Below are 13333 nucleotides of genomic sequence, written 5' to 3'. Positions count from 1 at the left end.
TTTTAAACAAGTTCATGGACCCAAAAATCTTACTGGTTGATGATCGTGACGATAACCTGCTTTCGATGGAAAGCGTGCTGGAGCCGGATGGTTACCGCATTGTCAAAGCCAGTTCCGGCAGGGAGGTCTTAAAAATATTGCTTTCGGATCTGGATTTTGCCCTCATACTGATGGATGTGCAGATGCCCAATCTAAATGGATTTGAGACGGCTTCCCTGATCTATGAACGGGAAAGGCTGAGACATATCCCCATAATTTTTATTACGGCCAACCATTATGGAGAAGAGAATATCTTTAAAGGGTATAAGGCCGGAGCCGTCGACTATATTTATAAACCCGTAAATCCTGACTTGCTGCGGGCAAAAGTTGCCGTTTTCGTAGATCTTTACCGGAAAAATCATCGTTTGCTGGCGCAGGAGCAGAAACTGGTGGCCATCAATAAAAGCCTGGAAAAGGAAATCCAGGAGCGAAAGGCATTTGAGGAAAAAATTACGGAGCTGAATCATCAATTACTGGAAAACATTGCCCGTTTGGAAACGGCCAATAAGGATCTGGATCTGTTTGCGTTTATGGCTTCCCATGATTTGCAGGCTCCTTTGCGCAAGATCAGAATGTTTAGTGACCGGCTTTTACTGAACCACCAGGAAGGCCTGGACAAAGATGGTCAATTATATCTGTCACGTATACAACAGGTTTCCAAACGGATGCAGGACCTGATCAATGATATCCTGAAATTTTCCAAGATATCCAGCGAAAAGGACAGTTTTGAAGAAGTGAACATGGATGAATTGTTGGAGGAAATCCTTTCCGAAATGGATGGGCTAATCAGGGAGAAACAGGCTGAGGTTGTCATAGAAAAAATACCGGTATTATGGGTAAATGGAGTATTGATGGGCCCTCTGTTTTCCAACCTGATCGGAAATTCGTTAAAATACAGCCAAAAAGGAAGAACTCCGGTCATACGTATCCGGGCCGAAATCAGCAGCACCAGCGACCCACAGCAGGGTAAAGAGCCGGAAGCCAAATATTGCAGGATTTATATAGAGGATAATGGCATCGGATTTGACCAGAAATATGCCGGACAGTTGTTTGATATGTTCCGCAGACTTCATAGTAATGCAGAATACGAAGGGACTGGGATCGGTCTTGCGCTTTGTAAAAGGATCGTAGAAAAACATAGGGGATTTATATCGGCAAGAGGAAGACCGGGTGAAGGGGCGGTATTTATTGTTTCCTTACCTTTAAAAGCGGAAGAAAATCAAAAAGCGGAAGAAAATCAATAACCCTGAGAAAATCAATAACCTATAACACAGCGAATATGCTTTCTGCCACGCAACCAACGCGTATATTGATCATAGAGGACGATGAGGATGATTTTTTGATCATCCGGTCCTGTATTAAGGATATTCCTGAAAAAGAGTTCCATATCGACTGGTGTTTTAAATATGAAGAGGCGCTGGATCATATCAGTCATGCCCGTTATGATCTTTATTTCGTGGATTACCTGTTGGGAGAAAGGACAGGCCTGGATTTATTAAGAGATGCCATGAATCTGGGTTGCGAAGAGCCCTTGGTATTGCTGACGGGAACGGGCAGAAGAGAATTGGATATCCAGGCTATGACTATGGGCGCAGTGGATTACCTGGTTAAATCAGAGATCAACACCGAGAAACTGGAACGATGCATCCGTTATTCCCTGGAAAGAAGCAATTATATACGTGCGCTAAAAACAAATGAACGCAAATTCAGGAATATCTTTGAACGATCCAAAGACGCCGTTTTTCTGGCTGATGACAAACTGGTTTTCCTGGATGCCAATAATGCAACCTGCGAACTATTTAAATACAGCAGACTGGAATTGGGAAAAATGAGTCTTTTAAATTTGTTTGCGCGTAAAGATGCGGTTGCCCTTATCGCGGAAAAATTGTTGAAACAGGGAGAAATAGAAGATGAGGAAGTAGAGTTATTCACGCGGAATAAAGAAAAAAAGAATTGCATCCTATCCATGTCCCGGCAGGTCCAATCCAATGGGGAGACATTTATTCAGGGAATAATTCATGATATTACCAGTCTCAAAAGAATCGAAAGAGCCACCTTTCAGATCGAGAAATTAAGGTCGACAGCTACTTTACTCAGAACATTGGCACATGAGGTCAGAAATCCCCTGACGAATATCAACTTATCCGTTGAACAGCTCAAACCGGAAGCCATCGGAGAAGATGCAAATATCTACCTGGACATTATCGCCCGTAATTGTGGACGGATCGACGGGCTAATTTCTGAATTACTGGATCTGTCCAGGCCTGCGGAGATTTCACTGCAGAGAACAACCTTGCAGGCACTTATAGACAGAACCCTGGAAGCGGCATCTGACAGGATCTCCCTGAAAGGAATAAAATTGGAGTTGCAATATCCGGAAGGCCCGGCTTATGTGATGGCGGATATCGAAAAAATGAAGATAGCCTTTCTGAATATCATAATAAATGCCATTGAAGCGGTTCCCAAAGAATCGGGAAAGATAACGATTGCTGTAAAGGAAGAATTACCCTATTATAAGTTGTTTATTACTGATAATGGAGCGGGGATCCCGGAAGAGAACCTTTCCCGGATATTCGAACCCTATTTTACGTCCAAGACCAATGGATTTGGTTTGGGCCTGGCTGCGACCTGGAATATCCTGCAATCCCACCGTGCTTCCATCGATGTAAATTCCCAGGATGGAGAAGGAACAAGTTTTATATTGGCCTTCGGCCAGGCGGAATAGTTGATCCCTTCCAGGAGGAATAGTTGACCCCTTCCAGGCGGAATAGTTGATAACTGCGTGCAGGATTAAAAGAAAAAATGGCTGAAAAAATTAACGATAGAACGATATTCTCCCTATTGGAAGTAACCAGGAGTATTCAAAAAACCCTTTCCGAAAGGTATAAGGATGCCTATTGGATAAAGGCCGAAATGAATAAGCTCAATCCTCATCCTCCTTCAGGTCATTGTTTTCCCGAACTCCTGGAAAAAAAGGACGGTAAAATAATTGCAGAGATCAGCGCCAATCTTTGGAAAGATGATTTCCGGAGAATAAATGACCTGTTTTTAAAGACCCTCAAGGAGCCTCTGAAGAACGGGATTAATATTCTTTTTTATGCAAAGATAGCCTACGATCCTGTATATGGTCTTCGATTGAGGATAATGGATATCGATCCCAGTTACTCATTAGGGGAATTGGAAAGGGAGAAGCAGGAAACCATCGATAAGATGAAAAATGAAGGCATTTATGATGCCAACCGCCTGTTGAAAATGCCCCTGCTTCCCAAAAGGATCGCCATCATTTCCGTAGAAACCAGTAAAGGCTATTCGGATTTTATGAATATTCTGACAGGGAATAAATGGGAGTATACTTTTTTCCATATGTTATTCCCTGCTATTCTGCAGGGGGAAAGATCTGCAGGATCCATCATCCATCAACTGCGTCGGATTAAAAAAGTGATCCATCATTTTGATGCGGTGGCGGTTATTCGTGGTGGGGGAGGGGAAGTGGGATTGACCTGTTACAATGATTATGGACTGGCTAAGGAGATGGCATTATTTCCTATTCCGGTAATTACAGGAATAGGACATTCTACTAATGAGACCGTAGCGGAAATGATCGCTTTTAAAAATGCAATTACACCAACTGCTTTAGCCGATTATCTGTTGCAAAAATTCCATGATTTCTCCGTTCCGGTTCAGCAGGCAAAGGAATTAGTTACGGACAGATCCCGAAGAATCCTGAAGGAAGAAAAAAAACAACTGGTGCACAGTGTTCGTTATTTCAGGTCAGTGACAGGCTCCATGCTGATAAACCGGGGGCATCAAATCAGGGAAATGGCCAGGTCATTAAGCCATGCATCCTTTAATCTGATCAATGAGTACAGGCAGGTAGTTGTGCAGCTTAAAATGAAAATGGCCGACCAGACGGCCTATTTTTTTACAAGAGAGAACAGGGAGCTCTTCCATATGGAAAAGACGATTGATCTGCTGAATCCGGAAAAGGTTTTAAAAAGAGGGTATACCATTACGTTTAAAGACAGCAGGCTTATTAAGGACGCAGCTGACCTCCGGGAAGGAGATCTTCTTAAAACGGTCTTTTCGGGGGGGAGCCTGGTCAGCATACTGAGCGGGACCCCTGAGCAGGAGGAAGGCAACCAAAAACAACAATATGAGTAACAAGCCAAATTATACCGAGGCGTTTGAAGAACTTCAGGCCATTGTGTCGGAAATCGAAAATGGAGAAATATCCGTGGACTTGTTATCCGAGAAAGTGAAACGTGCGGCTTTATTAATTAAAATCTGTAAGAATAAGCTTTCTGCAACCGAAGGTGATATAAATAAGGTGTTAAAAGAGCTGGAATCTACCGAAGGAGCCATTGAGGGCCAGGATGAAGAGTGACAAGAAGTGAGCAGAATTGAGCAGAAGTGCCCAGGGATTTTTCTTATATTTATCTTCTGCTTCGGGATTGCCTGCTGCAGGAATACATCAACGCCCCCTGGTAAAAAAATACGGATCATGAGAAAAAGCAGGAGAAAAGGCATAGGAACAAGCATGGAAACAAGCATGGAAACAAGCATGGAAACAAGCATGGAAACAAGCATGGAAAAAAGTATGGGAAAAAGTATGCGAAAACGTATAGGTCCGGTTTTGGCAGGATTGATCCTGAGTCTAATGCTGACCGCTGGTTCATTTGCCCAGAACAGGATACTTGTCTTTCAGTCGGATTTCGGTCTCAAAGACGGTGCGGTCTCGGCTATGAAAGGAGTGGCGATGGGTGTATCCCCCGATTTAAAATTATATGATCTGACACATGAAATACCGGCTTATAATATTTGGGAAGCCGCTTATCGTTTGCTGCAAACCGTACCTTATTGGCCTGCCGGTACCGTATTCGTTTCGGTGGTAGATCCGGGAGTGGGCACAAGCAGGAAATCGGTGGTGTTAAAAACCAATACCGGTCAGTTTATCGTTACTCCCGACAACGGTACACTCACCCTTATTGCAGAATCCCTTGGGATTGCAGGGGTGAGGGAAATAGATGAAGCCGTGAACCGGAGGAAGGACTCCCAAAAATCATATACTTTTCACGGTCGTGACGTATATGCTTATACAGGAGCGAGGCTTGCTTCCGGTGCGATCACTTATGAACAGGTAGGCCCGGAATTACCCAAACAGGTAGTAAACATACCTTATCAGAAAGCCATATGGGAAGGAAACCTGATAAAAGGTACCATCTCCATTCTGGATATTCAATTTGGGAATGTCTGGACCAATATAGACGGAGAATTGCTGAAACAGATAAATCCTCAATATGGAGACAATCTTCATATCGTAATCTTACACAACAAAAAGAAAGTATACCAGGGTGATTTACCCTACAGCCAGACTTTTGGCGCAGTGGCCAAAGGCAAGCCATTAAGCTATCTCAACAGTTTATTACAGTTATCCTTTGCCCTGAACGAAGGGAATTTTGCCGAAGCCTGGCATATAGGGAGCGGAAATGAATGGAGTGTGGAAGTAACAAAGGGATCCCGCCCCTGAATGCCAGTTCTTTACCAATAAGCCCCTTAATGCTGGTTCCATACAAATAAAATAATTAATTCCCCGTTAACGCAACGTTATTGATCCAAAAGATATCTTTACAGATCAGATGCGTCCTAAAAACACCAACCCTTTTCCCCCTATAAGGTCTTCTTGTGGAAGACCTTATATGCGCATTTTTGCCTTGTTTATTCTTATCCTTTGTTTTGGAAGAATTACTTATGGCCAGCACCTAGTTATCAGGGGTACGGTTATAAACCGGTTTACCAAGGAAAAGGTCTCTTTTGCCAGTATTTCCTGGAAAAAGGGTGGCTTCGGTATGGTATCCGATAGCGCAGGTAATTTCCGGATCATTGCGAATCAACCGGGGAAGGATAGTCTACTGGTAAGCTCGGTGGGATTTGAGACGCAGGTGATTCCCATACCCGTTTCAAGGGATAGTTTATCCTTAACGGTATTCCTTGAAAATGCCAAAAATCCAGGCGAGGTCATCGTGCGGTCAAAATATAACAAAGGACTTTTCTGGTGGCGGAAGATCGTAGCCAATAAGAAAGTAAATAATCCGTATAAAGCAGAGAGTTATGCATATGAGTTATATAATAAACTGGAGATAGATATTGACAATATCAACCGCCAAAAATTTGAAAAATTCAAATTACTCAGACCCTTTGGATTTATATTGGACAATATCGACAGCCTCTCGGAAGACAGCCCCTTTTTACCTGTTTTTATAACCGAATCCATCTCAGATTGTTATTTTTCCCAACATCCATTCCGGGAAAGGGAGGAAATCAAGGCCATGCAGGCCAACGGAATTAAAAATGAATCGATTTTGCAGTTTATGGGCGGTCTTAGCCAGCGGATAAATCCTTACGAAAACTATATGACCTTGTTCGGAAAGGAGTTTATCAGCCCTTTAAGTGCTGTAGGGGATCGCTATTATAATTATAAAGGACTGGATACCCAATATATTTCCGGTCAACGTTATCTGCATCTTTATTTTTCTCCCCAAAGGGAAGGTGAAAATACTTTTTCCGGCGATTGCTGGGTCCATCAACAGACCTGGGCTATTAAAAAGATCTCGCTCAACATTTCTGCAACAGCCAATATAAACTACGTAAACCGGCTGAGTATCGTACAGGAGTTTGCTAGGCAAAATGATAGCGTTTGGGTATTTTCCAAAGATAAATTCGTAACGGAATTATCCTTTTTCAAAAAAGATCATTTGTCGTTTATTGCCAGGAAAACAAGCCTGTACAACAAGGTACGGATCAACGAGCCATCCATTGAAGATACCCTGCAAAAAAACAGCCAGGGAGAGAAGGTGGTTATCAGGGATAGCGCTCTCGTGCAGGATTCGGGTTATTGGCAGGCGCACCGGGCTGAGCCATTAACGGTCAATGAGGCACATGTATATAAGATGATCGACACGTTGAAAAGTATGCCGCTTTTTAAGAAATACGTTAACACGGCCCAGTTCATTGTGGATGGCAGAAAACAATTGGGGATGGTCGAGATAGGGCCCTGGTTTAAATGGATCAGTGGCAATCAACTGGAAAAATTCCGGATACGATTTGACCTGGCCACCACGAAAAAATTCAATGAGCTGATCTGGCTGCATGGCTACCTGGCTTATGGATTCGGTGACAAGGCTTTAAAGGGTAAAGCGGAAGTGGATTATAAATTCGGCCTCAAAAGTGGTTATAGCACCCATATTTCTTATACGCATGATCTTAACAATGGCCGGGCGCGGAACAATGGGGAGGATATGACTACTGATAATATGTTCAGCCAGTTAATACGCAGGCCAGGGATCCGTCAGAAATTCCTGCTGGAAGATGAAATAAGGATTGCTGTAAAAAAAGAATGGATAAATAAATTTTCAGCACAGGTTTCTTACTCGAGGACCAATTATGAAACCTTCAATCCGCTACCTCCTAAAAAAATGATCTCCAATAACCAGGATAATGCTATCCTGAATAGTGAATTGGGACTCAAACTCCGTTATGCACCGGGTGAGAAAGTAATCCGTACGCGCCGGAAGGATTTTCGGTTGAATGGAAGTTACCCAGTTCTGGAAGCTGGTTTTTATATGGGCCTGCCGAACCTATGGGAAAGTAACTATCAATATCACAAAGTCAATATGTCGGTCGCCCAGGAATTCAGGATTCCCAGGTGGGGGAAAATAAACTACCGGGTATATGGCGGGGAAATCTTTGGCGATCCATTGCCCTTTATGTTGCTGGAAATCCATCCAGGCAATGAGATCTATTATTACAGTAAAAATTCATTCAACCTGATGAACCGGTTTGAATATATTAGCGATCGTTATGCAGGGTTTGAACTGGAGCACAATTTTGAAAAAAAGCTATTGAACCTGCTTCCTTTTATGCGCAAGACGAATATGCGCCAATTCTGGAACGTCAAGGCTGTTTGGGGAACCCTATCAAAAGAAAATAAGGTTATCAATTTGCAGGATTTCGCCAACTATCGGTTCCGGTCTTTAAATGGCAATGGATATGTGGAAGCAGGGACAGGGATCGACAACCTATTCAAATATTTCCGGGTGGATCTTGTCTGGCGATTTGCCCCACCTCAGAAAGCCATACCCAATATCAAAAATTCTACTGCGCCCTTTGGTGTATTCGGAAGTTTTCATTTTCAATTCTAAAATGCCGGCAAAACCATCAGCTACTGGCCAACTATCAGCTACCGGCTAACTATCAGATACCGCCTGACCCTCAAATACCGGCTAACCATCAGCCTAAGGATAAGTAATCGGATCCAGATCAAGGATCTGGTGAAGGTGATGTAACAAATGTGCACAATAATCCGCCGCCAGCCATTCGATGGAACGTGTTTCGGGGCCAGGGGTGTGACAGATCCGTTGTGCTGCTTCAGGTGACATATGCGCCCAAATTCTGCAGATATGTTTGTTAAGAAGGACCCATAAAGTTACCAGGTCCTGAATGGGAGCGTGTTGGTAATTGGAAATTTCCACCCATTTATCCTGATCGTAGGATATGGTAGGTGAGTTTTCGTATTGTGCTACTACAAACCGGCGGATATTATTTTGGGCAGAATCGATAAGGTGACCCAGGATCTCTTTTTTACTCCAGTTCTGCTGATGTGGTTTGGAGGAATATACTCCTTCGGGAAGTGTTTTTAGCCTTCGGGAATAATTGGAGATGATCTGTTTCAAGTGGTTGATGGTAGCTTGCATGTAAAGCGGTTTTCCTGTATGAGAAAAATTTGCATACCCCAGATAAGGATTAAATTTCTATGGCTTCCGGATAAGGTGTCCCTTTTCCTGTTTCCACAAGGCTTTTTAAACTCAGCATAAAATATCCCCATACCGAATTGCAATGCATAAAAAAGTCATTCTCTTCCCTCCAGCCCCTTTGCCCGAAATGGAGAATGGTTTTGTCTCCGTGGGGTTCAACATCAAAAAATAACCGGGTACCGATCCAATCATCCGGGCCTCCGACGCATTGCCATTCCACCCGCTTGCCCGGGATCAGGTGAGTAATCCGCATTTCTGTGCCATCGGTTCCAAAACGGAAAAGAAGTATCGTTCCTGGTTGGATGACGCCTTCGGAACTGGCGGTTTTTGTCCACCATTGCTGGAGGCCATCCATCGTGGAGAAGGTCCGGAATACTTTATCCGGTTTAGCTTTAATAAGTATCCTGTGTAAGATATTAGGCATGGGTAATGGGTTAATTTGGAATAAAGGTCAACTAAAGTTATAAAATTGCCTTCAGATGGCGGATATATAATATATGGGAGCATACCTAACCGGATTTGATAATGTCCCTGACAACCAATAATTTTGCGACTCAAACAACCAAATGGACCACATGTCCATTGTCCAAAGGACAGTCATTAATTGATTTCGGACCAAGGGGAAGTTTTAATCGGGATCCCTGAGGTACGGCAAATAAACTACGAATGAGACAAATCGCTTTTCGGGAGGCTCTGCGCGAAGCCATGAATGAAGAAATGCGTCGCGATGACCGTGTTTTTTTAATGGGTGAAGAAGTGGCAGAATACAACGGCGCCTATAAGGTCAGCCAGGGAATGCTGGATGAATTTGGTCCCAAACGGGTGATTGATACGCCAATCTCTGAATTAGGTTTTGCGGCAGTTGCGGTAGGGGCTGCTCAGCATGGACTTCGTCCGGTAGTAGAATTTATGACCTTTAACTTTGCGGTACTGGCCCTGGATCAAATCTTAAATACGGCCTCCAAAATGTTGGCCATGAGCGGTGGTCAACTCAGTTGCCCGATAGTTTTCCGGGGACCTAATGGTTCGGCCGGACAATTAGGTGCGCAGCACTCTACAGCCTTTGAAAGCTATTATGCCAATATACCCGGTATTAAAGTAGTTTCTCCCAGTAATGGCTATGATGCCAAGGGATTGTTGAAACAAGCGATCCGGTATGAAGAAGACCCCGTCATTTTCATGGAAGGGGAAACCACTTATGGGGATAAAAGTGAAGTGCCTGATGAGGAATACTATATTGAATTAGGTAAGGCCGACGTAAAAAGGAAAGGGACCGATGTAACTATCGTTTCTTTCAATAAAATGATGAAAGTAGCCCTCGGTGCTGCTGCTGAATTGGAAAAGGAAGGAGTTAGCGCCGAAGTTGTCGATCTCAGGACGATCAGGCCCCTGGATTGGATGACTATCCTGGAAAGTGTTAAAAAAACCAACCGCCTGGTTATCGTGGAAGAACAATGGCCTTTTGCTTCCATATCTTCAGAGATCTCTTACCGTATCCAAAAGGAAGGGTTCGATTATCTTGACGCGCCTATCCGCCGGATCACCTCTGCTGATGCTCCTATGCACTATGCTCCTAATCTGGCGGCCCTGGCCATCCCGGACATTACCAGAACAGTAAAACTGGTAAAGGAAGTGATGTACATGAAAAAGTAAAATAAAGAATCATTTCCCTTTTTGGGAATGATAGTAGAATAATTGTCCCCCGTTCCGGATGCCGGAACGGGTTTTTTTTGTGCCCGGGGCGACAGGACTTCGGTCTCAGAAATCTTCACCAGCGGAAAATCTTCACCAGGGGAATTACAAAGGGGGTACCCCCCTTTGTCGCGACGCCTCAGATTTTTTGTGCCCGGGGCGACACTTTTATATGGGGGAGCCCCGGGCACAAAAAAAATCCCGGGATCTGTTTAAGACTCCGGGATTCGGTCAGACTGGCTGAAAATTTACAACGGTTGTTATTTCAAAGCGGCCAGGGCTGTATTGAATAACACGAGGAAGCCATATACGCTGCCCATTAATACACAACCAAGAATAGTCAGTTTGAAAAGCATTTTGCCGGTAGGGGGGGCCTGAAGTTCAAGTTCAGTCTTCATAAGGGATTATTTTAGTGGATTATTAAAAGTTCAGTTTTTCATTTGATTTGGATACTCTAAAGTAATACAGGATGATTACTCCGGCAAGGAACTTTTACGTAGGATTTATACGAATTATTCCTGCCTTTTGTCCGGTTCAGGCCAGGTACGAAGTTGATTCGGATAAAAGATCCATTCGGGTGTATAAATGCTCGTCTGATCGGTAGCCATATACCAAGGGCTGATCTCCTTATTATATTCATTTTTAACGATATGTATATCCTGCGCAGGCATATAGCTTTGAGCAAGAAGGTAGATTTTCCGACCCTGCCTATCTTCGGCCATATCAATTACCAGCATGGCATGGCCAGGGGATCCTCCCCGTATCAGTACATCTCCGATCCGGATATTTGTGAAAGGGACGACAGAAGGCAGTTGTTTTTCAAGCGAAAGCGTCCCGCAGTATGAAAAAACGGTTTGAAGAAAGGAAGAAAAACAGGGATATTCGGATGACGCCTGCTCCTTGCCGGGAACCTGGTAAGGTATCAACCGGCCGTCTTTTATTTTGAACCTTTCTCCCTCCATCCAGTGCCTGAAATTGAGGCGGATTCCCTGAGACGTTAAAAAGTCTATATCCTTATATTCCTTTCGGGTGTAAAGAAATTCAGCCCTGAGACGCATTACGGCATCTGCACATTGCTGCAGATCAGTATGGCCTACCGAAACATCCAGCACAGCAAATTGGGCATCCTGGTTTTGTTTCAGGGATCCGTCGTACAAATAAACCCTTTTGTCATTTTTCAGGGTGATCGTTCGTAACCACTAGCCAAAACTATTATTTTCAACGGCTACTCTGGTATATCCGGCCGGTAAGGGGATCGAGCCAACAGAAGGGAAAGGATTTACCTCCAGGCTACCCTGGTGGTCCCGGGAATTTCCTGGTATTCCATTTTTCCGGCTTTCAGGGGTAATGCGAATTCCGACCGGGCCAGGTTGCCGAACAGGTGTTTGGGCCTGTTGATTACAGGAGCAGCCAAAAAGGCAAATTATTATGCTGCCTTTAAGGGTTAGAGAGCTGATGTTCCGATGCATATCATTAAATTTGAAGCTGAATCCCTGGGAATCCTATCTGTTATTTTTCCATAAAAAAGATTGTTAAAGCACATGTCGAACATATTGATCATAGACGATGAAAAAGCTATCCGGAAAACATTGAGTGAAATCCTGTCTTACGAAGGCTACAAAATCGACGAGGCCGGAGACGGGGAGGAGGGCTTAAAGAAGGTAAAAGAAAAGGAATATGATGTAGTGCTCTGTGATATCAAAATGCCAAAAATGGATGGGATCGAATTCCTGGAAAAAGCCAAAGAGGCCAACCCGGATATTCCCATTATTATGATTTCGGGCCATGGTACTATCGAAACGGCTGTAGAAGCCGTGAAAAAAGGTGCATACGATTATATTTCCAAACCTCCTGATCTTAACCGTTTGCTGATTACTATCCGTAATGCGATGGATAAGACAACGCTGGTCGCAGAAACTAAGGTTTTGAAACGGAGGGTTAGCAAGGTCCAGGAAATTGTAGGCTCTTCCACACCCATACAAAAGATTAAAGAAACTATCGATAAAGTGGCTCCTACGGAAGCCCGCATTCTGGTGACCGGGGAGAACGGCGTTGGCAAGGAATTGGTTGCCCGCTGGGTGCATGAAAAAAGCAACCGTGCTGCCGGGGCACTGGTCGAAGTTAACTGTGCGGCTATTCCGAGCGAACTAATCGAAAGCGAGCTTTTCGGACATGAAAAGGGATCCTTTACCTCGGCGGTCAAACAACGGATCGGCAAATTTGAACAGGCCAACGGGGGAACCTTATTCCTGGATGAAATCGGAGATATGAGCCTTTCGGCCCAGGCCAAGGTGCTTCGTGCCTTGCAGGAAGGGAAGATAACCCGTGTAGGGGGCGACAGGGACATCAGCGTTGATGTACGGGTAATCGCTGCCACCAATAAAGATCTCCTGAAGGAGGTAGATGAAAAGAACTTCAGACTCGATCTTTATCACCGGCTAAGTGTGATCATTATCCATGTCCCTTCCCTTAATGAAAGGAATGACGATATTCCTTTACTGGTGGATAAATTTCTTTCCGATGTCTGCGCGGATTATGGAATATCCAAAAAGGCAATAGAAGAAGAGGCAATACAGGCTCTTCAAAAACATAACTGGACCGGAAATATCCGGGAATTGCGCAATGTGGTGGAGCGGCTTATCATCTTATCCGGGAAGACGATTCGTAAGGATGATGTAGAAAGTTATGTGCTCCCAAAGAAATAAGAATAAACCCCTAGTGTCTAGTCTATTTTGTAATGTCGTATAAATGCCGTACCTTTTTCTTCCAAAAAGAGTATGGTAAAGTATAAA

At 43.9% G+C, this 13333-nt stretch carries 13 protein-coding genes; 8 read left to right on the top strand and 5 right to left on the bottom strand.

Going from position 1 to position 13333, the window contains the following annotated elements; translation table 11 throughout:
- Positions 1-14: 14 nt before the first annotated feature.
- The 6 genes from ACX0G9_RS24855 (at position 15) to ACX0G9_RS24830 (ending at position 8237) form a co-directional block, all read left to right on the top strand.
- Positions 15-1283 (top strand): response regulator, encoded by a 1269-nt coding sequence (locus ACX0G9_RS24855; protein WP_459067673.1) that lies wholly within the window; start codon positions 15-17, stop codon positions 1281-1283.
- A 35-nt stretch (positions 1284-1318) separates the two neighbouring features.
- A complete protein-coding gene (locus ACX0G9_RS24850; RefSeq protein ID WP_459067672.1) occupies positions 1319-2764 on the top strand; it encodes a two-component system sensor histidine kinase NtrB in 1446 nt (481 codons plus the stop codon).
- Between the two features lie 77 nt (positions 2765-2841).
- Positions 2842-4200 carry an exodeoxyribonuclease VII large subunit gene (gene xseA / locus ACX0G9_RS24845; RefSeq protein ID WP_459067671.1) on the top strand — a complete coding sequence of 453 codons (1359 nt, stop codon included), beginning with the start codon at positions 2842-2844 and terminating at the stop codon, positions 4198-4200.
- Complete coding sequence (gene xseB, locus ACX0G9_RS24840) at positions 4193-4423, top strand: exodeoxyribonuclease VII small subunit (RefSeq protein ID WP_459067670.1); 231 nt, start codon at positions 4193-4195, stop codon at positions 4421-4423. Before xseA ends, xseB begins: the two co-directional genes overlap by 8 nt.
- A 117-nt stretch (positions 4424-4540) precedes the next feature.
- The gene (locus ACX0G9_RS24835; RefSeq protein ID WP_459067669.1) at positions 4541-5566 is read left to right on the top strand and encodes an SAM hydrolase/SAM-dependent halogenase family protein; all 1026 of its coding nucleotides are present in this window, start codon (positions 4541-4543) and stop codon (positions 5564-5566) included.
- A 169-nt stretch (positions 5567-5735) separates the two neighbouring features.
- Entirely contained in the window at positions 5736-8237 is a 2502-nt protein-coding gene (locus ACX0G9_RS24830) for a DUF5686 and carboxypeptidase-like regulatory domain-containing protein (protein ID WP_459067668.1), read from the top strand.
- Positions 8238-8330: 93 nt separating this feature from the next.
- Here ACX0G9_RS24830 and ACX0G9_RS24825 read toward each other — a convergent pair whose 3' ends face one another.
- Together ACX0G9_RS24825 and ACX0G9_RS24820 are read right to left on the bottom strand one after the other, a co-directional pair.
- On the bottom strand, positions 8331-8789 hold the full coding sequence (locus ACX0G9_RS24825; protein WP_459067667.1) for a DinB family protein: 459 nt from the start codon (positions 8787-8789) through the stop codon (positions 8331-8333).
- A 49-nt stretch (positions 8790-8838) separates the two neighbouring features.
- Positions 8839-9273, bottom strand: coding sequence for an SRPBCC family protein (locus tag ACX0G9_RS24820; RefSeq protein WP_459067666.1), 435 nt, complete (start codon positions 9271-9273; stop codon positions 8839-8841).
- A gap of 242 nt (positions 9274-9515) precedes the next feature.
- Between ACX0G9_RS24820 and ACX0G9_RS24815 the strand changes: the two genes are divergently transcribed.
- A complete protein-coding gene (locus ACX0G9_RS24815; protein WP_459067665.1) occupies positions 9516-10502 on the top strand; it encodes a pyruvate dehydrogenase complex E1 component subunit beta in 987 nt (328 codons plus the stop codon).
- Between the two features lie 299 nt (positions 10503-10801).
- Here ACX0G9_RS24815 and ACX0G9_RS24810 read toward each other — a convergent pair whose 3' ends face one another.
- The 3 genes from ACX0G9_RS24810 to ACX0G9_RS24800 form a co-directional block, all read right to left on the bottom strand.
- Positions 10802-10939 carry a hypothetical protein gene (locus ACX0G9_RS24810; RefSeq protein WP_459067664.1) on the bottom strand — a complete coding sequence of 46 codons (138 nt, stop codon included), beginning with the start codon at positions 10937-10939 and terminating at the stop codon, positions 10802-10804.
- A gap of 114 nt (positions 10940-11053) precedes the next feature.
- Positions 11054-11728, bottom strand: coding sequence for a DUF4846 domain-containing protein (locus ACX0G9_RS24805; RefSeq protein WP_459067704.1), 675 nt, complete (start codon positions 11726-11728; stop codon positions 11054-11056).
- A gap of 92 nt (positions 11729-11820) precedes the next feature.
- The gene (locus ACX0G9_RS24800) at positions 11821-11955 is read right to left on the bottom strand and encodes a hypothetical protein (protein ID WP_459067663.1); all 135 of its coding nucleotides are present in this window, start codon (positions 11953-11955) and stop codon (positions 11821-11823) included.
- 127 nt (positions 11956-12082) lie between these two features.
- Between ACX0G9_RS24800 and ACX0G9_RS24795 the strand changes: the two genes are divergently transcribed.
- Positions 12083-13246, top strand: a complete 1164-nt coding sequence (locus tag ACX0G9_RS24795; RefSeq protein ID WP_459067662.1) for a sigma-54-dependent transcriptional regulator — start codon at positions 12083-12085, stop codon at positions 13244-13246.
- Positions 13247-13333: the final 87 nt, after the last annotated feature.

The sequence above is a fragment of the Flavitalea flava genome (assembly GCF_054461575.1).
Note: the sequence above shows the minus strand (reverse complement) of the source record. Positions and strands in the feature narration are given on the sequence as shown.